This is a genomic window from Pseudomonas sp. P1_F1_2, from assembly GCF_056405815.1.
In genome coordinates this window covers 28,017-48,594 of record NZ_JBFUBK010000060.1, presented here as the reverse complement: position 1 = coordinate 48,594, position 20,578 = coordinate 28,017, and the positions used below count along the sequence as shown (strand labels likewise).

At 61.1% G+C, this 20,578-nt stretch carries 23 protein-coding genes; 10 read left to right on the top strand and 13 right to left on the bottom strand.

Features of this window, described 5'->3' with window-relative positions:
- Positions 1-19 precede the first annotated feature (19 nt).
- The gene (locus AC1D2P_RS18475; protein WP_046027777.1) at positions 20-913 is read right to left on the bottom strand and encodes a LysR family transcriptional regulator; all 894 of its coding nucleotides are present in this window, start codon (positions 911-913) and stop codon (positions 20-22) included.
- A gap of 113 nt (positions 914-1,026) precedes the next feature.
- On the opposite strand from AC1D2P_RS18475, the gene AC1D2P_RS18470 reads away from it, so the two are divergent.
- Entirely contained in the window at positions 1,027-1,629 is a 603-nt protein-coding gene (locus AC1D2P_RS18470; protein WP_477757463.1) for an NADPH-dependent F420 reductase, read from the top strand.
- Between the two features lie 264 nt (positions 1,630-1,893).
- On the opposite strand, the gene AC1D2P_RS18465 is transcribed toward AC1D2P_RS18470, so the two are convergent.
- From AC1D2P_RS18465 to AC1D2P_RS18455, 3 genes are read right to left on the bottom strand one after another with little or no spacing between them, the layout of a single operon-like run.
- Positions 1,894-3,075: an acetyl-CoA C-acetyltransferase gene (locus AC1D2P_RS18465; RefSeq protein WP_477757464.1), complete on the bottom strand. Its 1,182-nt coding sequence runs from the start codon at positions 3,073-3,075 to the stop codon at positions 1,894-1,896.
- 11 nt (positions 3,076-3,086) lie between these two features.
- Positions 3,087-3,752 carry a CoA transferase subunit B gene (locus AC1D2P_RS18460; protein ID WP_046027772.1) on the bottom strand — a complete coding sequence of 222 codons (666 nt, stop codon included), beginning with the start codon at positions 3,750-3,752 and terminating at the stop codon, positions 3,087-3,089.
- Positions 3,753-3,788: 36 nt separating this feature from the next.
- Positions 3,789-4,487 carry a CoA transferase subunit A gene (locus AC1D2P_RS18455; RefSeq protein ID WP_046027771.1) on the bottom strand — a complete coding sequence of 233 codons (699 nt, stop codon included), beginning with the start codon at positions 4,485-4,487 and terminating at the stop codon, positions 3,789-3,791.
- 150 nt (positions 4,488-4,637) lie between these two features.
- On the opposite strand from AC1D2P_RS18455, the gene AC1D2P_RS18450 reads away from it, so the two are divergent.
- Positions 4,638-5,537: a LysR family transcriptional regulator gene (locus tag AC1D2P_RS18450; RefSeq protein WP_223524555.1), complete on the top strand. Its 900-nt coding sequence runs from the start codon at positions 4,638-4,640 to the stop codon at positions 5,535-5,537.
- Between the two features lie 84 nt (positions 5,538-5,621).
- Here the strand turns inward: AC1D2P_RS18450 and AC1D2P_RS18445 are convergent, their stop codons facing one another.
- Positions 5,622-6,464: an NAD-dependent protein deacetylase gene (locus AC1D2P_RS18445; RefSeq protein WP_477757465.1), complete on the bottom strand. Its 843-nt coding sequence runs from the start codon at positions 6,462-6,464 to the stop codon at positions 5,622-5,624.
- Positions 6,465-6,552: 88 nt separating this feature from the next.
- A complete protein-coding gene (locus AC1D2P_RS18440) occupies positions 6,553-7,599 on the bottom strand; it encodes a class I SAM-dependent methyltransferase (RefSeq protein WP_077430347.1) in 1,047 nt (348 codons plus the stop codon).
- Positions 7,600-8,017: 418 nt separating this feature from the next.
- Here AC1D2P_RS18440 and AC1D2P_RS18435 point away from each other — a divergent pair, with 418 nt between their 5' ends.
- The 3 genes from AC1D2P_RS18435 to AC1D2P_RS18425 all read left to right on the top strand — a co-directional run bounded on the left by AC1D2P_RS18435 (position 8,018) and on the right by AC1D2P_RS18425 (position 11,072).
- A complete protein-coding gene (locus AC1D2P_RS18435) occupies positions 8,018-9,340 on the top strand; it encodes an acetamidase/formamidase family protein (protein ID WP_477757466.1) in 1,323 nt (440 codons plus the stop codon).
- A gap of 144 nt (positions 9,341-9,484) precedes the next feature.
- A complete protein-coding gene (locus AC1D2P_RS18430; RefSeq protein WP_477757467.1) occupies positions 9,485-10,324 on the top strand; it encodes an HvfB family MNIO-type RiPP peptide maturase in 840 nt (279 codons plus the stop codon).
- The gene (locus tag AC1D2P_RS18425; protein ID WP_477757468.1) at positions 10,317-11,072 is read left to right on the top strand and encodes an HvfC family RiPP maturation protein; all 756 of its coding nucleotides are present in this window, start codon (positions 10,317-10,319) and stop codon (positions 11,070-11,072) included. The genes AC1D2P_RS18430 and AC1D2P_RS18425 overlap by 8 nt, the downstream gene beginning before the upstream one ends.
- A gap of 119 nt (positions 11,073-11,191) precedes the next feature.
- Here the strand turns inward: AC1D2P_RS18425 and AC1D2P_RS18420 are convergent, their stop codons facing one another.
- The 5 genes from AC1D2P_RS18420 to AC1D2P_RS18400 form a co-directional block, all read right to left on the bottom strand.
- On the bottom strand, positions 11,192-12,136 hold the full coding sequence (locus AC1D2P_RS18420) for a phosphatidate cytidylyltransferase (RefSeq protein ID WP_046027760.1): 945 nt from the start codon (positions 12,134-12,136) through the stop codon (positions 11,192-11,194).
- Positions 12,133-12,732, bottom strand: coding sequence for a lysophospholipid acyltransferase family protein (locus AC1D2P_RS18415; protein WP_477757469.1), 600 nt, complete (start codon positions 12,730-12,732; stop codon positions 12,133-12,135). The genes AC1D2P_RS18420 and AC1D2P_RS18415 overlap by 4 nt, the downstream gene beginning before the upstream one ends.
- Positions 12,719-13,351 (bottom strand): CDP-alcohol phosphatidyltransferase family protein, encoded by a 633-nt coding sequence (locus AC1D2P_RS18410; protein WP_046027758.1) that lies wholly within the window; start codon positions 13,349-13,351, stop codon positions 12,719-12,721. The genes AC1D2P_RS18415 and AC1D2P_RS18410 overlap by 14 nt, the downstream gene beginning before the upstream one ends.
- Before the next feature lie 106 nt (positions 13,352-13,457).
- Positions 13,458-14,768, bottom strand: a complete 1,311-nt coding sequence (locus AC1D2P_RS18405; protein ID WP_109784568.1) for an ATP-binding protein — start codon at positions 14,766-14,768, stop codon at positions 13,458-13,460.
- On the bottom strand, positions 14,765-15,505 hold the full coding sequence (locus tag AC1D2P_RS18400; protein WP_046027756.1) for a response regulator: 741 nt from the start codon (positions 15,503-15,505) through the stop codon (positions 14,765-14,767). Before AC1D2P_RS18400 ends, AC1D2P_RS18405 begins: the two co-directional genes overlap by 4 nt.
- A gap of 307 nt (positions 15,506-15,812) precedes the next feature.
- Here AC1D2P_RS18400 and AC1D2P_RS18395 point away from each other — a divergent pair, with 307 nt between their 5' ends.
- The 3 genes from AC1D2P_RS18395 (at position 15,813) to AC1D2P_RS18385 (ending at position 17,756) form a co-directional block, all read left to right on the top strand.
- On the top strand, positions 15,813-16,076 hold the full coding sequence (locus tag AC1D2P_RS18395; protein ID WP_109784569.1) for a DUF2790 domain-containing protein: 264 nt from the start codon (positions 15,813-15,815) through the stop codon (positions 16,074-16,076).
- Positions 16,077-16,124: 48 nt separating this feature from the next.
- Complete coding sequence (locus AC1D2P_RS18390) at positions 16,125-16,379, top strand: hypothetical protein (protein WP_477757470.1); 255 nt, start codon at positions 16,125-16,127, stop codon at positions 16,377-16,379.
- 168 nt (positions 16,380-16,547) lie between these two features.
- On the top strand, positions 16,548-17,756 hold the full coding sequence (locus AC1D2P_RS18385) for a cytochrome c biogenesis protein DipZ (RefSeq protein ID WP_109784571.1): 1,209 nt from the start codon (positions 16,548-16,550) through the stop codon (positions 17,754-17,756).
- Positions 17,757-17,765: 9 nt separating this feature from the next.
- On the opposite strand, the gene AC1D2P_RS18380 is transcribed toward AC1D2P_RS18385, so the two are convergent.
- A complete protein-coding gene (locus AC1D2P_RS18380; RefSeq protein WP_046027752.1) occupies positions 17,766-18,758 on the bottom strand; it encodes an AraC family transcriptional regulator in 993 nt (330 codons plus the stop codon).
- A gap of 181 nt (positions 18,759-18,939) precedes the next feature.
- Between AC1D2P_RS18380 and AC1D2P_RS18375 the strand changes: the two genes are divergently transcribed.
- Together AC1D2P_RS18375 and AC1D2P_RS18370 are read left to right on the top strand one after the other, a co-directional pair.
- Positions 18,940-19,209: a DUF4242 domain-containing protein gene (locus AC1D2P_RS18375; RefSeq protein ID WP_046027751.1), complete on the top strand. Its 270-nt coding sequence runs from the start codon at positions 18,940-18,942 to the stop codon at positions 19,207-19,209.
- Between the two features lie 36 nt (positions 19,210-19,245).
- A complete protein-coding gene (locus tag AC1D2P_RS18370) occupies positions 19,246-20,058 on the top strand; it encodes a class I SAM-dependent methyltransferase (protein ID WP_477757471.1) in 813 nt (270 codons plus the stop codon).
- A gap of 132 nt (positions 20,059-20,190) precedes the next feature.
- On the opposite strand, the gene AC1D2P_RS18365 is transcribed toward AC1D2P_RS18370, so the two are convergent.
- On the bottom strand, positions 20,191-20,577 hold the full coding sequence (locus AC1D2P_RS18365; protein ID WP_477757562.1) for a DUF488 domain-containing protein: 387 nt from the start codon (positions 20,575-20,577) through the stop codon (positions 20,191-20,193).
- Position 20,578: the final 1 nt, after the last annotated feature.

Sequence of the window (20,578 nt, the reverse complement as noted above, 5' to 3'; positions counted from 1 at the left end):
TGGGAATGATCAGCGTGGATTATTTCTGGAATGCGCCTACCACAAAATCAATAAACACTCGGGTCTTGGCCGGCATCAGCGTTCGGCTCGGGTAATACAGCGAAATCGGCCCCGCGTCCGCGTGCCAGTGGGGCAGCAAGCGCACCAGTTCGCCGCGCTGGAGGTTGGCGATCACGTCCGGCAACACCAGCAGCGTCACACCCAGACCGAGTATCGCGGCTTCGCGCATGGCCGCCGGGTCATTGAGCACGATGTTTTCACTCAGATCCGCCGACGCTTCACGGCCCGCACCGTCCTGCATCACCCAATGACGAATCCGCCCGGTGCGGCTGCCGCGCATCACGATGCCGCTGTGCCTGGACAAGTCCGCCGGATGCGCGGGCTCCGGGTGCACGGCCAGATAGGCCGGGGAAGCAACCGCCACCACGTGCGCCGACGCCAACGTCCGCGACACCACACCGGGCGTCAATTCGAAGCCGCCACCGATGGCCGCGTCATAGCCTTCGGCAATCAGATCCACGGGGCGGTTTTCGAAGTGCCATTCCGGTCGGATCAATGGGTATTGCTCAAGGAATGCTGGCAACAGCGGCAAGATATGACCGATGCCAAAGGTCGGTGCGAGGCTGACTTTAAGCACCCCGGCGGGCTCACCCCGATCACTGTTTACCGCGCTGATTGCCGCCTGCAACGCCTCAAGATTGCCGCCGATGCTCGCCAGAAAACGCTCGCCGGCCTCGGTCAGTGAGAGCTTGCGGGTCGAGCGTTGGAACAGCCGCACACCGAGGTTGCGTTCAAGCATCGCCACGTTGCGGCTGACGGCTGCCGGTGTCAGGGCCAGCAATCGCGCGGCTGCCGAAAAACTGCCGGTTTCGGCGCTGCGGGCAAAGCACTCGAGGTTGGCAAGGGTTTCCATGTCGGTTGCCTGATAGCAATGCTTGAAGATGATTCAAGGCATTACCGGCTAATCACGCGCTAATGGCAAGGGCAGTATTCATCCCACCGTTAATCACTTGAGAGGAATACACCATGAGCACTATCGGAATCATTGGCGCTGGGGCCATCGGCGCAGCATTTGCCAGAGCCCTGTCGCGCAAAGGCATTGAAGTAGTTATCGCCAACAGTCGCGGGCCGCAAACCCTCGCGTCACTGGTGGCAGAGCTGGGGCCGACGGCGCGTGCCGGCACCCGTGAAGAAGCCGCCGCCCAACCCATCGTACTGGTGGCGGTGAACTGGTCGAAATTGCCAGCGGCGTTGGCGGGGCTGTCGGATTTCGGCGGGCGGATCGTGATCGATGCCAACAACTCGATTGAGGCGCCATCGTTCAAGGCTGTGGACTTGCACGGACGCATGTCCAGCGAAGTGTTTGCCGAATGGGTACCGGGGGCGCGGGTGGTGAAGGCGTTCAATCACCTTCAGGCGCGGTTGCTTGAAAGCGACCCAGGCGCGGAGGGTGGTCGCAGAGTGCTGTTCATGTCGGGGGATGATGTCGAGGCCAAAGCCCGGGTGGCGGCGCTGATCGATCGGTTGGGATTCTTCGGCATCGATCTCGGGGCGTTGAGCATCGGTGCGCGGCTGGTGCAGTTTCCAGGCGGGCCGTTGCCAGCACTGAACCTGGTGAAGTTTGACTGAGCGCACGATCTGTAGCAGCTGGCGTAGCCTGCGTCCGGCTGCGAAGCAGTCTTAAAACCCGAGCACTCGGTCTTCCTGATGCACCGCATTGCCTGACTTTACGACTGCTTCGCAGCCGGACGCAGGCTTCGCCAGCTGCTACACAAGGTTATGTGCCAGCTGCTACAAGGTATGCGGTAGAACCCGGTGCGAGGTGAATCGCACCGGGGGTGTTACCAGACTGCGACGGATCTTCGTGGGTCCCCGCGCAGTCTGTTGAACGCTTTAGGCCCGTTCGATTGCCAAGGCCACGCCCTGACCACCGCCGATGCACAAGGTGGCGAGGCCTTTCTTGGCGTCACGCTTGATCATTTCATGCAGCAAGGTCACCAGCACGCGGCAGCCCGATGCACCGATCGGGTGACCCAGCGCGATGGCGCCGCCATTGACGTTGACTTTGTTCAAGTCCCATTCCAGTTCCTTGGCCACCGCCAGCGATTGTGCGGCGAACGCTTCGTTGGCTTCGATCAGGTCCAGTTGGTCGATGGACCAGCCGGCCTTGCTCAGGCAACGACGGGTGGCGGACACCGGGCCGATGCCCATGATCGACGGGTCTACGCCAGCGTTGGCATAAGCGGCGATTTTCGCCAGCACCGGCAGGCCAAGGGCCTTGGCTTTGTCGGCGCTCATCAGGATCACGGCAGCAGCACCGTCGTTCAGCGACGAAGCGTTGCCAGCCGTCACCGAACCGTCCTTTTTGAACGCTGCTTTCAGCTTGCCCAGCGCTTCAGCGGTGGTACCGGCGCGTGGCTGCTCGTCGGTGGCGAAGGACAGTGGGTCGCCCTTGCGCTGAGGAATCAGGATCGGCGTGATCTCATCGGCAAAACGCCCGGCTTCAATGGCTGCCGTGGCTTTTTGCTGGGAGGCGGCGGCAAAAGCGTCCTGCTGCTCGCGGGTCAGGTTGTACTTTTCAGCCAGGTTTTCAGCAGTGATGCCCATGTGGTAATCGTTGAACGCATCCCACAAGCCGTCGCTGATCATGGTGTCGACGATTTGCGCGTGACCCATGCGCAAGCCAGTGCGAGCGCCCGGCATCACGTAGTTGGACAGGCTCATGTTTTCCTGGCCGCCGGCAATGATCACCTCGGCATCGCCGCAGCGAATCGCCTGGGTCGCCAGGTGCAAGGCCTTGAGGCCCGAGCCGCAGACCTTGTTCAGGGTCATGGCCGGTACGGTGAACGGCAGGCCGGCCTTGATCGCGGACTGGCGCGCAGGGTTTTGCCCGGCACCGGCGGTCAGGACCTGGCCCATGATCACTTCATCGACTTCCGCCGGGTTTAGGCCGGTTTGCGCCAGCAACTGACGGATCACCGCCGCACCGAGGTCAACCGCGGATACGCCAGCCAGGGAACCCTGGAAGCTGCCGATGGCAGTGCGGGTGGCGGCAACAATTACGACGTCTTGCATGGAAGGATTCCTCACTGGGCAGCGAACTGCATTTCCGGGACGTGATCGGGAACAATCAGTTTACCCGCCGTCTTGGCAACGATCTCCTCGACGCTGACGCCCGGCGCACGTTCTTTGAGAATGAACGCGCCGTTTTCGATTTCCAGATACGCCAGGTCAGTCAGCACGCGCTTGATGCAACCGGCGCCGGTCAGCGGCAGGCTGCAATGGTCCAGCAGCTTGGACTCACCATCCTTGGACGCGTGGGTCATGATGACGATGATGTTGTCTGCGCCGGCGACCAGGTCCATGGCGCCGCCCATGCCCTTGACCAGCTTGCCCGGGATCATCCACGAGGCAATGTTGCCTTGTACGTCTACTTCAAAGGCGCCCAGCACGGTCAGGTCGACATGGCCACCGCGGATCATTGCGAAGGACTCGGCCGACGAAAAGATCGAAGCGCCGGTACGTGCGGTCACGGTTTGTTTGCCGGCGTTGATCATGTCGGCATCGATGGTTTCTTCAGTAGGAAAAGGACCCATGCCGAGCAAGCCGTTTTCCGACTGCAGCATGACTTCCATGCCTTCGGGGATGTAGTTGGCAACCAGGGTCGGGATGCCGATGCCCAGGTTCACGTAAAAGCCGTCCTGCATTTCGCGGGCGACGCGTTGAGCCATTTGTTCGCGGGAAAGTGCCATTGTTGTTATTCCTTCATTCGGTCCGGGGGCAGGGGATCACTTACGCACGGTGCGCTGTTCGATGCGCTTCTCGAACGTGCCGCAAATGACCCGGTCGACGTAGATGCCTGGGGTGTGGATCTGCGCCGGGTCCAGCTCGCCGGGTTCAACGATTTCTTCGACTTCAACCACGGTGATCTTGCCGGCGGTGGCGGCCAGCGGGTTGAAGTTCTGGGCGGTGTGGCGATAGATCACGTTACCGAAATGGTCGGCTTTCCAGCCTTTGACGATGGCGAAGTCGCCGGTGATGGATTCTTCCATCAGGTACTGGCGGCCATGGAATTCGCGCACTTCCTTGCCATCAGCGACCGGAGTGCCGACGCCAGTGGCGGTGAAGAAGGCCGGGATGCCGGCGCCGCCAGCGCGCATTTTTTCGGCGAGGGTGCCTTGCGGGGTCAGGACCACTTCGATGGCGCCGCTGAGCAGCTGCTCTTCGAACATCTTGTTCTCGCCCACGTACGAGGCCACAACTTTGCTGATCTGCCGGTCTTCCAGCAGCACGCCGAGGCCGAAACCGTCCACGCCGCAGTTGTTGGAAACCACCGTGAGGTCGCGAGTGCCTTTGCGCTTGATCTCGTTGATCAGGTTTTCCGGGATCCCGCACAGGCCGAAGCCGCCAGCGATCACGGTCATGCCGTCTTCAAGACCGGCCATGGCTTCCTCGTAGGAACTCACGCGCTTGTCGAAACCTGCCATATGCACCTCTTTTATTCTTTGTGGGCGGCTGGCTAGCCGTATGCGATGAAGTGTCGCGTCACTGCATTCATTTGTTAAGTTGATTTTTAAGGTTGATTGATAGATAAAACTCACTAATCAATCGCCCGTAATACGTTGGAGCCACCGGTCATGACAGTCAAGCAGATCCGCGCCTTCCTGGCTGTGGCCCAGAGTCTGAGTTTTGCCGTGGCGTGCGAGCGCTTGCACCTGTCGCAATCGGCGTTGAGCCTGACGATCAAGGCGCTGGAAGACGGGCTGGGCGGGCGCCTGTTCACCCGCAACACGCGCAACGTGGCGCTGACCGCCGAGGGCGAGTCGCTGGTGCCACTGGCTCGCCGGTTGATTGCTGACTGGGACAACGCCGAGGATGAGCTGCGCCAGCGCTTTACCCTGCAGCGTGGCCGCGTGACGCTGGCTGCCATGCCGTCGTTTGCCGGCAACCTGCTGCCGCCGATTCTCAAGACGTTCCGTGCGCGGTATCCCAAGGTCAACGTCACGGTCAATGACGTGATCAACGAGCAGGTGCTGGAAATGGTCCGCGACCGCCAAGTGGAGCTGGGCGTGGCGTTTGAGCCGACGCAGAGCTCGTCGTTGGCGTTCACGCCGTTGTACATGGACCGCTTCGTGGCCATCGTGCCCAAGGACTCGCCGCTGGTCGAGCTCGATGCCATCGACTGGCAAACGCTGCTCAAGGAGCCGTTCATCACCTTGCAGCGACCCTCTACGGTGCGGGTGATGCTGGAAGAACATTTGCAGGCGCGGGGCATGAAATTGCCGGTGGAGTTTGAAAGTCATCAGTTGGCGACCGTCGGGCGGATGGTCGCCAGCGGCCTGGGCGTAAGCGCGGTACCGGCGTTGTGCGCCGGGCAGATGCAAGAGCTGGGCGCACACTGCATTACCTTGCGTGATCCGGTGGTGGAACGGGCGATTGGCGTGCTGACCAAGCCAGGGGTAGAACTGTCGGCGGCGGCGCAGGCGTTGTTCGACATCCTCAAAGAAGGACTCGGCCAACAAATCTCCCTGCACTGATCACAATCCCCTTGTGGGAGTGGGGGGCTTCAGTGATGAAGATCGTTCCCACGCAGAGCGTGGGAACGATCAGTATGGGTTTCGTCAGGTGGACAGTTTTTGGGCCAGCAGGGGCAGGAGTTTCTCGCAGGACCCTTCAATTTTCAGATCCAGAATGTCATCTGCCCGAGTCTTCCCCAGGTTCATCGCAATCAACGGTTTGCCTTGATCCGCCACCGCCCGACACAACCGAAATGCCGAATACGCCATCAACGACGACCCGACCACCAACAACCCCGCTGCCTTTTCAACCGCCGCCATGGCCTTGGCCGCCGTCGCCTGCGCCACGTTCTCGCCAAAAAACACCACATCCGGTTTCATTCGCTCGCCTGCGCAATGCGGGCAGTGCGGTACTTGAAACCGAGCCTCAAACGCGGCGTCCAGCAAGGTGTCGCCATCCGGCGCTTGTACCGCATCGACACCCGCCAGGTAGGGGTTCTGCGCCTCCATCAATCGTTGAATGGAATCGCGTTCGCTACGTTCGCCACAATCCAGGCACAGCACCCGGTGCAGGCTGCCATGCAGCTCAATCACATCGTGACTGCCGGCCTGGTCGTGCAAGGTGTCGACGTTCTGCGTGATCAGCCCACTGATGTGCTGCGCGCTTTGCAAACTGGCCAACGCCTCGTGCGCCACATTCGGCTGCGCCAGACGTACGCGCGGCCAACCGAGCATCGCCCGGGCCCAGTAGCGTCGACGCGATTGCGGGGCCGAGAGAAACTCCTGATACATCATCGGTTGCCGGCCGCGTCGCACGCCCTGGTTATCGCGGTAGTCCGGAATGCCCGACGGGGTGCTGATGCCGGCGCCAGTCAGGACCACGAACGGCTGCTCGGCCATCATTTGGCGAAGCTGTTCGAGTTGTTCGCGCAGGAATCTGTCGAGCATGTTCAACACTCCGGAGAGAGCCATGAGTGCTTGCAGCGTAGCAGACCGGGCACCCGGACAGCTCGTCTGTCCGGGTGCGGATCGACGGCTATTTACGCGCCTCCAGAATCAGGTTGAACGGTGTTTCCGTCGCCCGCCGGAACGTCTTGAACCCGGCCTCGGTGAAGACCTTGCGCAAGCGCGCTTCACCGGCCTGGGCGCCGAGCCCGAGGCCGACTTCCTGGGACAGCGAATTGGGCGTGCAGATAAAGGTCGAAGCGGCGTAGAACAGGCGTCCCACGGGTGTGATGTTGTCGTCGAGGGAGTCATTGGCGAACGGCTCGACCAGCAACACCGTGCCGTCCGGTTTCAACGATTCATAGGCATGTTTGGCCGCGCCCACCGGGTCGCCCATGTCGTGCAGGCAGTCGAAGTAGCAGACCAGGTCATAGTCGTCGCCGGGATAACTCTTGGCCGTACCCTGGAAAAACCGGGCGCGTCCGGCCACGCCGCCTTCTTCGGCACGCTGGGTGGCGACGGTGACGGAGGGTGCGTGATAGTCGAAACCGACAAACCGCGAATCCGGAAACGCCTGGGCCATGATCACTGTCGAGGCGCCATGGCCACAGCCGATGTCCGCGACTTTCGCCCCAGCCTCCAGTTTCGCCACCACACCCTCAAGGGCCGGCAACCATTCGCTGATCAGGTGCGCCTTGTAGCCGGGCCGGAAAAACCGTTCGGTGCCGCTGAACATGCACGGGTGGTGATCGCCCCAGGGCAGGCCGCCATCGCCGCGCATGGCCTTGACCAGTTTGTCCTTGTCATGGAAAAACGAGGCGACCACGCCGATACCGCCGGCCACATACACCGGCGAATCTTCGTTGGCCAACGCCAGGGCCTGTTCTTCGGGCAGGCGGAACTGGCCGTCGCGGTGTTCCATGTAGCCGGAGGCTGCGTGGGCGCTGAGCCATTCGCGCACCAGTCGGGGGTTGCAGCCGGTTTTCCCGGCGAGTGTTTCAGGGCTGATGGGCTGGCTGTCGGCCATCGCCCGATACAGGCCAAGTTCCTCGCCGAGGATGACGTTGGCGAGCATCGCCGCGCCGCCCATGTCATTTACCAGTTTGCCCATGAAATCATTGAGTCTGGCCTCGTCCATCACGTGTGCTCCTTCAGCAGGATCACGGTCCGGAGGCCTGTTTTTCGAGGCATTTGCCCCTGGACAGTGGTCGTTGGAATGAACAGGACGCCAAGCGCGTCCTGGGTGCATTAAGTTTAGTCCGGGCCTCGAGCGTCGTGGTCTGCAGCGACGAAAGCCCCATTTCCCAGCCTGACACCGAACCCTTGTGGGAGCGGCGGTGCCTTGGGGGATTGGTGCTGTGTATCGCACTGTATCTAACCGCTGTCCCGATACATTCCACTTCATTCCCGACCATTGCCGAACACAGCCCGGATACAAACTTGCGATGAACTGTGAAGACCGTCCAGCGCCTGAAACCCGGATCTGCCTGGGCACTTTTCATGGTCGTCGCAACAGGCGGCCGTCTTCGCTTCTGACTCCGTTATGGGAACCCCCAATGACAACGCTCCTGTCTGAATCCAAGCCTGTCGACCGCTTGCGCGTCGACCATTACACCCAAGGCATCATCGGCCCAAGCCAGCCCATGCTCGGGCCGCTGGCCGACGGCGGTACGCTGATCACCGGCACCCCGCCGGGCTGCTGGGGGCCGATGATTACGCCGGCCTTCGAGGGGGGCCACGAAGTGACGCAACCGGTGGCCATCGCTGGCGCGGAAGTCGGCGATGCGGTGGCCATCAAGATCAAAAGCATGCGCGTGACGTCGCTGGCGACGTCGTCCGGGGTCATGAGTTTTGTCGAGGGGCGCTACAACGGCGATCCGTTCGTCTCCAAATTCTGCTCCAGGTGCGGCACCGACCACCCGGCCAGCCACGTCGAAGGCATCGGTGAAGACTCGATTCGTTGCAACAACTGCGGCGCCGAAGTCAGCGCGTTTCGTTTCAGCCACGGTTACGTGATCGTGTTTGATGCGCAAAATCAGGTCAGCCTGACCGTCAATCAGGACGTTGCCAATCGACTGGCCGGCAACGCCTCCGAGATGTCGGCACTGCCGGATTTCGCCGCCCAGCACTCGATCCTGTCGCTGGCCCGCGCCGACATCCCCGGCGTCGCCGCGCACATGCGCCCGTTCCTCGGCAATATTGGCACCACGCCGTCCCGTGACTTGCCGGACTCGCACAACTGCGCCGATTTCGGCCAGTACCTGATCAACGCGCCACACCGTTTCGGCATGACCCGCGAAGAACTGCACGCGGCGAAGACCGACGGCCACATGGACACCAATTCGATCCGCGAAGGCTGCGTGCTGATCTGTCCGGTGAAAGTGCCGGGCGCCGGCGTGTACATGGGCGACATGCATGCCCAGCAGGGCAACGGCGAGATCGCCGGGCATGCCACCGATTGCTCCGGGGAAACCGAAGTGCAGGTGGAAGTGATCAAGCACCTGACGCTGGAAGGGCCGATTCTCCTGCAAAACCTTGACGACCTGCCGCCCATGGCGCGCCCGATGACAGCCGAACAGCGGCAGAAAGTCCGCGAACTGGGCGAACGCTGGGGGCAGCACGAGATCGAACAGAGTGGCCCGATCACGTTCATCGGCAGCGGCGAGAACCTCAACGTCGCGGTCGAAAACGGTCTGAAGCGCGCCGCTTCGGTCACCGGCCTGCCGTATGACGAAGTGCTTAACCGCGCGACCATCACCGGCTCGATCGACATTAGCCGCTTGCCCGGCACCGTGCGCGTGACCTTCCTGTGCCCGATGACCGTGCTGGATCGCATCGGCATCGGCCACTTGGTGCGTGAAAAATACGACCTGGCATAACGCCCAACAACGGGTCTGTACCCAAGTGTGTACAGACCCGTCGCTGATACATCCCACCCGATTTTCTGCCGCAACCGAACACAGCCCCGATACAGCGCTTCGATTAACTGTGATTCCGTTTCGGCAATCATTGAGATCGACACCATGCAGACCTCATCCACATCAACCAGGGCCACCGTCGGGCTCGGCCTGCGCCGCGGCCTGATGAAAGACCTTCAAGCCGCCCGTACCGGTGATTTCGACTTCCTGGAAGTCGCGCCGGAAAACTGGATTGGCATCGGCGGTGCCCATGGCCATGCATTTCGCACCCTGGCCGAGCGATTTCCGTTGTCTTGTCACGGCTTGTCCCTGTCATTGGGTGGCCCGGCGCCACTGGATGTCGGGTTCCTGCAGGAAGTGCGGGTGTTCCTCGATCAATACAACGTGCCGCTGTACAGCGAACACCTGAGCTATTGCAGCGATGACGGTCACCTTTACGACTTGCTGCCGCTGCCCTTTACCGAAGAAGCCGTGCATCACGTGGCGGCGCGGATTCGCCAGGCTCAGGACATTCTTGGCCGGCGCCTGGCGGTGGAAAACGTTTCCTACTACGCCGCGCCACAGCAGGACATGGACGAAGTGGCATTCACCAACGCGGTGTTGCGCGAGGCCGATTGCGACCTGCTGCTGGACGTCAACAACGTGTACGTCAACTCGATCAATCACGGATTTGATCCGCAGTCGTTTCTGGCCAGCATCGATTCAGGCCGGGTGGTGGCCATGCACGTGGCCGGGCACTTCGATGAGTCCGACACTTTGAAAATCGACACCCACGGAGCCTCGGTGAAACCGGCGGTCTGGTCGTTGCTGGCGCAGGCGTATGGCCGATTCGGCGCGCAACCGACACTGCTGGAGCGGGACTTCAACTTCCCGGCATTCTCTGAATTGGTCGCGGAGTTGCAGACCATTCGCCGCTTGCAAACCGAGGGGATTCACCATGGATAAGCCGAGCCTTTCTGAACAACAAACTACCCTGGGCCGCTACCTGCGCGATCCTGATCACTGCGCGCCACCCGGTGAAATGAACGCCGCGCGAGCCCAGGTGTATCGCGACCTGATTTTCGCCAACCTGTCGACGTTGCTCAGCGGGACATTTCCAGTGCTGATCAAGATTCTCGGTGATGAGCAGTGGCGCACACTGGTGCGGATCTTCCTGCGGGACTACCGCGCGCGCACGCCGAAATTCGGCGAGATCGCCCAGGAGTTTGTCGAGTTCATTGCGGCTCAACCGCCAGCATTGAACGAGGGCGCATGGCCGCCGTTCATGGTCGAGCTGGCGCATTACGAGTGGGTCGAGATGGCATTGCAGCAGTCTGATGCCGAGCCCTTGCCGGCAAGCGATGCCGGGCAGTTGCTGGATCGACCGTTACAGGTCTCGGCGTTGGCCTGGCCGCTGGCGTATGCCTGGCCGGTGCAGTGGGTAGGGCCGGACTACCAGCCTGAAACGACACCGGTTCAGCCGACGTTGCTGCTGGTGCGCCGGGCCGAGGACTGGAGCGTGAAGTTTTCGGAGCTGAGCCCGTTGGCGTGGCGGTTGTTGCAGCGGATCGAGCAGTTTCCTGAACTGGAGGGGCGTGCTCAGTTGGAAGGGCTGGCGCTGGAGGCCGGAGCAACCGGGTCGGCGGAGTTTATGGCCAGTGGTGCAGCGTTGTTGCGCCAGATGCACGGCGAAGGCGTTTTGGGACTGGCATGATCGTTCCCACGCTCTGCGTGGGAAAGTCTCACCGGACGCTCCGCGTCCGCTTCAGGGACGCGGAGCGTCCAGGGCTGCATTCCCACGCGGAGCGTGGGAACGATCATCGGTGGTGCGGGTTACGCGGAGAAAAAATACCGCGTCAGGTGAAAGAAGATCGGCGCCGCAAAGCAGATCGAATCCATCCGGTCCAGCATGCCGCCATGTCCTTTGATCATGGTCCCCCAGTCTTTTGCACTGAGGCTGCGTTTGATCGCCGACATGACCAGCCCACCCAGAAACCCCATCACCACAATCACCAACGACATCAGCAGCGACTGCCAGAAACTGAAAGGCGTCATCCAGAACATGCAGCCACCGATCAGCGTTGCCGATAAGCCGCCACCCACCAGTCCTTCCACGGTTTTCGATGGACTCACCAGCGGCGCGACCTTGTGTTTGCCAAAGAGCTTGCCGAACACGTACTGCAACACGTCACTCAACTGAACGACAAACACGAGATAGAACAGCAGCAATGCGTTCTGTCCTTTGAAGCCTTCCAGATCCAGCAGCAACAGGGCCGGCGCGTGGCTGATGCAGTAGATGCAAATCATCACCCCCCACTGGATCTTGGCGGCACGCTCCAGAAAGCTGTCGGTGTCCTGACTCAGCACTGCAATCGCCGGCAGCAGCAGGAAGGCGTACACCGGAATCAGCAGTGTGAACAGCGAATACCAGTGCGTACCGATCAGCACGTATTGCAGCGGGATCAAAATGAAAAACGCTGAAAACAGTGCGTTATGGTCGCCGGGGCGTGTCGGCGTCAGGGTAATGAACTCCCTGAGCGCAAACAGTGAGATGAAGCCGAACAGGATGACCGTCGCATTCCCGCCCAGCAGGTAGGAGACGAAGAATATGATCACCATCCCCCACCAGGCATTCACTCGCTGATTGAGGTTTTCGATGGTCGAGATCGAGCCCTCGGTTTTCGCCCGCTTGGCCAGCACGTGGCCGATGATCGAAGCCACCGCCAGCAAGCAGGCGATGGCGCCAAAGAACCACAAGAATTTTTGTTCAAGCGTCATGCCGACAACCTCACGATGGCGTCACGCGCCCGTTGCAGAAACACCTGTTTTTCCTCATCGGCAACCCGTTGCATCGGGTCGCCGATACGGATCGTGCAGATGATGGGCAACGGCACGTGTTTGCCTTTGGGCATGGAGCGGTGCAGGTTTTCCAGGTAGATGGGCACCAGATCAACCTCGGGGAACGCCTCGGCGAGCCGGTACAGGCCGGATTTGAACTCTCCCGGTAATGCCTGGCTGGAACGCGTGCCTTCCGGAAAGATGATGATCGAATGTCCGGCCCGCACCACGTCGAAAATAGGCTCAAGCACGTTGGTGCCGGGTGTCGGGTTGCGCTCAATCAACACGGCATTCAAGCCTTTCTGCGAGATGTAGCGCAGGAAACGGTTCTTGCCCCAGTAGTCGGCGGCGGCCACCGGTTTCACATTGACCCGGGCTTCAGGTGGCAGGGCGGCAATAATTGCCAGCGTGTCCATGTGGCTGGTGTGATTGGCAAAATAGATACGCTGGCGGGTCAGGTCCGGCGGGCTTTCCCAGCGGGCCGTAACACCGATCAGGAAACGCAGTACGGAAATCAGCGCATTACTGATCCACATGGAGATTCCCCTTTAGCTGACGCGAAATGGCCAAGGTTCGCGTGACGCAGGTTGCGGCGGATCCGACAGCAATGATCAGCAGCGCGATCAACAGCACGTAGTGAGTGCCATACACCGTTGTTTCGACTGCATTGAGCAACAGCCCGGCGGTCATCACCGCCATTCGATGCTGCTTGGCCATGGGGCCCATGAACGTCTGCTTGAGGCCCAGCGAACCGCCAAAGACGCGAACATAAGCCGTCAGCGCCGCGGCCAACGCCGCGAACCATCCGAGGTCGACGTGCCCAATGGCATACCCGAGCCCGATGATCAGCAGGCTGTCGGCAATACGGTCGGGGAATTCGTTGTAGAGGCTGCCGATGTCGGACTGCTTGCCACCTTCGATGGCCACCATGCCGTCGAACAGATTGCACAGCAGGCGCAGTTGAATGCCGACGGCGCAGAGGAGTGAGCCAATGAGGCCGTTATCAATATTTAGCGCCAGCGCCCCGGCGAGTGCGAAGGCGATGCTGGCGACGGAAATCTGATTGGGGGAAATGTCGCGTTTCACCAGCCGGTCGGTGATACGTTTCGCCCAACCCGCCGAGCGCGTCTTGATGGGCCTTCTGTTGTCATCCATTTGCCAATGTCCATATTAGTGATGAGGCGTTGCCAGTTGCGCCGCAGGGACGAGCCGACCGACAGCGTCCGACAATATAAAGGCTTTCCCTGGCCCTTGCGTTTATTTACTGACTGACAGGTCGAGCCGGCAATTTCAGCTCCGCACACAACCCACCCCCCTCGCGATTGCTCAGCGTCAACGAGCCACCGATGGCGATCGCCAATTGCTGCGCAATCGCCAGGCCCAGCCCGGTCCCGCCGGTGCTGCGGTTACGCGAGTTTTCGACGCGGTAGAACGGTTCCATCACGTGCGCCAGTTCTTCCTCGGAGATGCCCGGCCCGCGATCCATGACTTTCACCGACAGGTTGCCGTTTTTGCTTTCAACCCAGAGTTCGGCGGCTCCGGCGAACTTCAGCGCGTTGTCGGTGAGGTTCACCAACACTCGACGTAACGCATGGGGACGGGTGTCGATCACCGTGGCACTTTTGCCTTCCAGCGATACGTCTTTGCCCATGTCCTGATAGTCGAATACCAGGCTGTCGAGGAACGAGTCCAGGTCGGTGCGACGGCTTTCTTCGGTGGCACCATGGACGCTGCGGGCATACGCCACGCCTTCGCGTACCAGATGCTCCATCTCGCCGAGGTCGTTCCACAGTTTGTCTTTCTCGCTGGAGTCGTCCATGAATTCAGCGCGCAGTTTCATGCGGGTGATCGGGGTTTGCAGGTCGTGGGAAATGGCTGCCAGCAGTTGCATGCGTTCTTTGAGGTACGCGGCGATGCGCGCCTGCATGGCATTGAACGCCTTCGCGGCGTGGGCAACTTCGGTCGGGCCTTTTTCGTCCAGGTGCACGGGGTGGGCGTTCGGGTCCAGGGTGTCCACGGCTTGCGCGAGGCGCGTGAGGGGGCGGATGGCGATTCTGACGGCCAGCCAGGTGCAGGCAATCATCAACGCCAATTGGCCGAGCAGGACGAACGGCAGCCACGGCGACAGCGGCACCATCGATGGGCGCACGTCGATGGTAACCGGGCTGCCATCGGCCAGTTTCAGATGAACCTGGAAGTGTTTGATCGGGCCGGGAATGTCGGTCACGGTCATTGGGTAGTCCTTGCCGATGGCGTCCTTGATCGAGGTCACCGCAATCGGCGTGTCACTCATGGCCGTGCCCGGCGAACCTTCGTCCAGCAAATAGCGGTAATTGCGCCGCTCCAGTTGTTGCAACCAGCTTGCCCGTTCCGCGGCGGGCAAGCGGTCGAGGATGGCGATGGACGTCGAGACATCGGTCTCCAGATTGCCGAGCATGGTGTTTTTCGCGGTTTCGTAACGCTCGTAGTACTGCGCGCCGAAGGACAGCGCTTGCGCCAGGATCAAGCCAATCAGGAAGATCAACGACAGGCGTGAGGCGAGGGTGCGCGGCCAACGAATCGTGACGTTCATGAGGGCGCCCCGAGTACTTCCACCGCCAACGAAAACACATAGCCCTCGCTGCGCACGGTTTTGATGTAGGCCGGTTCGCGGGCATCGTCCAGCAAGCGCTGGCGCAAGCGGCTGACCAGCAAGTCGATGGAGCGGTCAAACAGATCGGCGTCGCGGCCCTGGGTCAGGTTCAGCAATTGATCGCGATTGAGCACCCGCTGCGGGTGATCGAGAAACACTCGCAGCAGGCGATATTCGGCACCGCTCAGCGCCACCATGGTGCCGTCTTCGTCCAGCAGGTGCCGGGCCGAGGTGTCCAGGCGCCAACGACCGAACGCCAGCAGGCGACCGCTCTCGGTCACCACCAGGTTCGGCGGCAGCATGCGCGTGCGGCGCAGCACGGCGTTGATGCGGGCGAGCAACTCGCGGGCGGCGAAGGGTTTGACCAGGTAATCGTCGGCGCCCATTTCCAGGCCGATGATGCGGTCGGTTTCGTCGTTGCGCGCGGTGAGCATCAACACCGGCGTGGCCTTGTGTTTGCCGGCGCGCAATTCACGGCAGAGCATCAGGCCGTCGTCGCCGGGCATCATGATGTCGAGCACGATCAGGTCCACCGGCGTGGTTTCGAGGAAGGTGCGCATTTGGCGCCCGTCGGCGACCACGGTGGTGCGCAGGCCGTTCTTCTTCAGGTAGTTGCCTACCAGCTCCCGGATCTCGCGGTCATCGTCGACGATGAGAATGTGATCGACGTGTTCCATGGGGCCTTGCCTCTGTCAGTAGGGGAATGCTGCCCAGTCTATCGAGCCTTGGCCCGCTTGCCCGCCGCCCTTTGTATTGCAGTGTATCTGGCTTGGCGGCGGATACACGCAGACGCAAAAACACGGTTTTTCAGGGGTTTTGTATCGCTGTGTATCAGGGGGCGGCTTTGATACGTACCGATTTATACGCGTCTGTTCTCGACACAGACCAGATACCTCGCAGGCTTCTAATAGGTTCCATCGAGGCACACCAGACCGCCTCGGCTCAATTGAACGACCTACCCATTGAAGCCTTGAGGAAACCGCCATGAACACTAAAGCCATCTACGCCGCTTGCCTGTTTGCTGCCCTGAACATCTGCACCTTGTCGGCCCGTGCCGAAGCAGACGTTACCGCCAAAACCTACACCTACGGCACTCACCTGGACATCAGAAAGGTCGTGTCGCTGAAACAAGACGCGACCCCGGTCTGCGGCGTGGTGGATGCGCAACTGACTTACCTGGATTCGCAGAACAAAACCCAGGTTCTTGACTACCGAAAAGTGGCTGACAACTGCAACTCGGACAACTGATTGCTGCGATCACCCATTGCCCACCCCCTTCGAAACAGGAAGACCCTCATGAACAACGTAAGCCGCTATTTGACCGCCATTGCCTTCACCGTCGCCGGCACCGCCGCCCATGCCAACGCCGCTGTGGAACAAAGCAGCTGTGGCAGCGCCACCTGCTTCCAGCTGACGCCAGTGGCGCACAAGGATTCCACCGCATTTCTGGCCGAGGACGGTTATAGCCGGACGCCGCAGGGGCAGATGGTGGCAGAGAACGGCGCAAGCCGGACTCCCCAGGGGCAGCAACTGGATAGCCAGACTGCCTGATGCCAGACACAACTTATCCAACCACCACCACCCACTGTGGGAGCGAGCTTGCTCGCGATGGCTGAGTGTCAGTCGACATCCATGTTGGGTGTACTGACCTCATCGCGAGCAAGCTCGCTCCCACAGGGATTTTCAGTGTGCCGCGCTCTTTATTTCAAAGGTGATCCCATGTTCCTCATCGCTTTCCTGGGCGGCATATTGACCGTCCTCAGTCCTTGCATCCTGCCGGTCGTACCGTTCCTGTTCGCCGGGGTCAAACGTACACGTTCCTCCATTCTGCTGACCCTCGGCGGCATGGTCCTGACCTTCGCCCTGATTTCCAGCCTGGCCGTGGTCAGCAGCGAGTGGGTGGTGCAGGCCAACAACACCGGTCGCCATGTGGCCCTGATCGTGATGGGGCTGTTTGCCTTGTCGTTGATCTCTGCCCGGGTCGGAGACTGGCTGGCCCGTCCGTTTGTGGCGTTGGGCAACCGTCTGGATCCGGATTCGCGCAAAATCTCCGGCCCGTTGAGTTCGGTCATGATCGGTGTGGCCACCGGCCTGCTGTGGGCACCCTGCGCCGGGCCGATCCTCGGGGTCATCCTCACCGGCGCCATGCTGCAAGGCGCCAATGCGCAAACCAGCCTGTTGCTGGTGGCATACGGCCTGGGCAGTGCGTTGTCGCTGGGGGTATTGATTTTCGCCGGTCGCGGCCTGGTCAATCGCTTGAAAGCGTCGATCCCGGTCACTGGATGGCTGCGTCGTGGTGCCGGTGTCGCGGTGCTGGCTGCCGCCGCGGTGATTTCCACTGGCGCGGACAAAACCTTGCTGGCCAGTACATCGTCCGAAGGCGTCAGCAGCCTGGAGAAAGGTGTGCTGGAAAACGTGCCGAAGGTCGTCGATTACTTTGTCAGCAAAGTCAAAGCCGACCCGATGGACAACGCCCAAGGCGCGATGCCCTCACTGAACGGCGCCGTCGAATGGATCAACTCACCGGCCCTGACCCGCGAATCGCTGAAAGGCAAAGTGGTACTGGTGGATTTCTGGACCTTCGACTGCATCAACTGCCAGCACACGCTGCCGTATGTGAAGGACTGGGCAAAGAAATACGAGAAGGAAGGCCTGGTAGTGATTGGCGTGCACACTCCGGAATACGGTTTCGAGCGCATCATCGACAACGTCAAGGATCAGGTGAAAAAACTCGGCATCACCTACCCGGTGGCGATCGACAACAACTACACGATCTGGCGTGCATTCGATAACCAATACTGGCCGGCGCATTACCTGATCGACGCCAAGGGTCAGGTGCGTTACACCCACTTCGGTGAAGGCAGCTACGAGACGCAGGAGAAGATGATTCAACAACTGCTGGAAGAAGCCAAAGCGCCTGCGGCGTAATCCTCCAAATCAATGGCCCACAGGCTCCGCGCCGTGGGCCATTGATTTTTTCTCCTGATTACGCCGCCACGCAGCGGGTGGCGTACCGAACTCGCGGCGAAAGGCCCGGCTGAACGCCGTATCGGTCTGGTAACCCACCTCTTCGGCGATGCGTATCAATGAGCTGTTACTGCTGCGTAACAGGTTGGCCGCCAGCAACATCCGCCATTGCGTCAGGTACTGCATGGGCGAGCTCCCCACCAATTGCTGAAAGCGCTCGGCCAATACCGATCTTGACGTCCCGGCCGTGCGCGCCAGTTCATCCACGGTCCAGGCGTGACAGGGCTTTTTGTGCAGGGCATTCAACGCGGCGCCGACAATCCGGTCGCCGACACCCGCCAGCCACCCGGTTTGCCCTTCGCCCTGTTCTTGCATGTACAGGCGCAGCACTTCGATGAACAACACCTCGGCCAGTTTGGCCAGCACGCCTTCGCCGCCAGGCCTGGGCGAGCGGGCTTCGGCCAGCGCATAACGCACTGAAGACTCCAGCCAGATCCCGGCATTCGAGCCGCGCACGTTGACCCGGACCACCGCCGGCAGGCCCGTCAGCAACATGCCCGCCAATCGCGTATCGCACGCCAGATAGCCGCACACCAACCGCGTGACCGCGCCGCCCCCGCCATAACTCAATTGCCGTGGACGCCGCGCCAGCACGACGTCCAGCCGCGCACCCGTGGCGGGCGGCAGTCCGGGTTTAGAGCTCATGCGATGGGCATGCCCCTGCGGAAACACCACCACATCGCCAGCCGACAGCAGCAGCGGCGGATCATCACCGAGTTCGACGTAACACTCGCCTTCGGTGATCAGGTGGAAAATCACCACTCGCTCGGCACCGGGTTCCAGAAACGGTGCCGCCGTGTCGGCGCTCGGCGACTGATAGCACCAGGGCGCGGTGAACCGGGCATTGATAAAAATCGCGCCGACCAGGCGCACGACACGCAAGGTTTGGGAGAGGGCGTCCATGGAGGTTTCCCCGTGTACGAATGGTGTTGATTGTGAGCCTGTCACCGCGCCGCGCCAAACCTCCGGACGATCGGACAAGGTTGGCCGACGATCGGGCAGGACGCGGGCGTGCGCCGGGGCGATAGTTTGCCTACAGGTTCACTACCGACCCTGTCATCAATAACAAGAATGAGAGGTTGTCATGCCGAAGTTCGTCATAGAACGCGATATCCCGGGCGCTGGAACACTGTCAGAACGGGATTTGAAAGCCGCCGCGCTAAAGTCCTGCAGCGTGTTGCGCGAATTGCCAGAGGTGCAGTGGCTTCAGAGTTACGTCACCGGTGACAAGCTCTACTGCGTGTACATCTCACCCAGCGAAGCACTCATCAAAGAACACGCGACCCGTAGTGGTTTCCCGGCCAGTCGTATTTCCCAAGTGGCAAGCATCATCGATCCCACCACGGCGGAATAGGCCGCGGTCGGTTGCCATCCGTACGGAGCAGACTTCATGAGTACACCGATTGATCTAACTGCCCTGAAAAACCGTCAGATGGCCTCTTGGGCCAGTGGCGACTACACCGTTATCGGGACCACTTTGCAGATTGTCGGTGAACAACTTGCCGAAGCCTGCGACCTGCTCTGTGACGAGCGGGTGCTGGACGTGGCCGCCGGTAACGGCAATGCAACACTCGCCGCCGCACGCCGAGGCTGCGCTGTCACCTCGACCGATTACGTCGGCGCGTTGCTGGAGCGTGGCGAAGAACGGGCCAGGGCCGAGCGTTTGCCAGTGACCTTCCAGGTGGCCGACGCCGAGGCGCTACCGTTCGAGGACGCGAGCTTCGATGCCGTGCTGTCGACCTTCGGCGTGATGTTTACGCCGGACCAACCCAAAGCGGCCGCAGAACTGGCGCGAGTGTGCCGCCCCGGTGGCCGGATCGGCCTGGCCAACTGGACGCCGGAAGGTTTTGTCGGCCAGGTGTTCAAGACCCTGGGCCAGCACCTGCCGCCACCGCTGGGGGCACAACCGCCGTCCAACTGGGGCTCCGAGGCCTGGCTGCATTCACACTTTGATGAACACGACTTCCTGGTCCAGGTGACGCGTCGTGCCTTCAATTTCCGCTATCGCTCGCCGGCGCACTTCATCGACGTCTTCCGCAACTGGTACGGGCCGATCCATAAAGCCTTCGCCGTGCTGCCTCCCGAGGGCGCCGAGGCCTTTGAACAGGACCTGACCGAGCTGTTGAACCGGATGAACCGGGCGGGGGAGAAGTCGCTGGTGGTGCCGAGTGAATACCTCGAAGCCGTCATCACAAGACGCTGACCCGGCGTAGATCTAACTGTAGGAGCCGAGCTTGCTCGCGATGGCGGCGTATCGATCGATATTTATGCTGTCTGACACACCGCCATCGCGAGCAAGCTCAGCTCCTACAGGGGATTTTGTATGTTTTGGAGGTTACACGATGCTGGCGCCTCGGGCCGCCAGCAGTTCGCGCAACACCGAGCGGTGACAGTGCGCCTCTTCCTCGCAATAACAACCCACGGCCAGCGAAGTGTGATGGGAGAGGGCGGCCAACAGGTCCAGTAACTGGCTTGGCGCGGGTTGGTTCATTTCTGCCTTGAACTTGCGTCTGAAGGCCTCCCAGGCCTTGTCGTCCGTGGCCGCTTTGGCTTCAGCCACCAATTCTGCACTCGGCGACAGCAGTGGCTGCCACACGTCGTAAAAATCACGGCGGGCAAACTCGGCCTTCGGTACGCCACGGGGTGGACGGCGCACGGTGCCCAGGCGCAAGCCTTCATCAGGGGAGCGCGGCGAGCCGAGGCGGACGATATGAATGGCCATG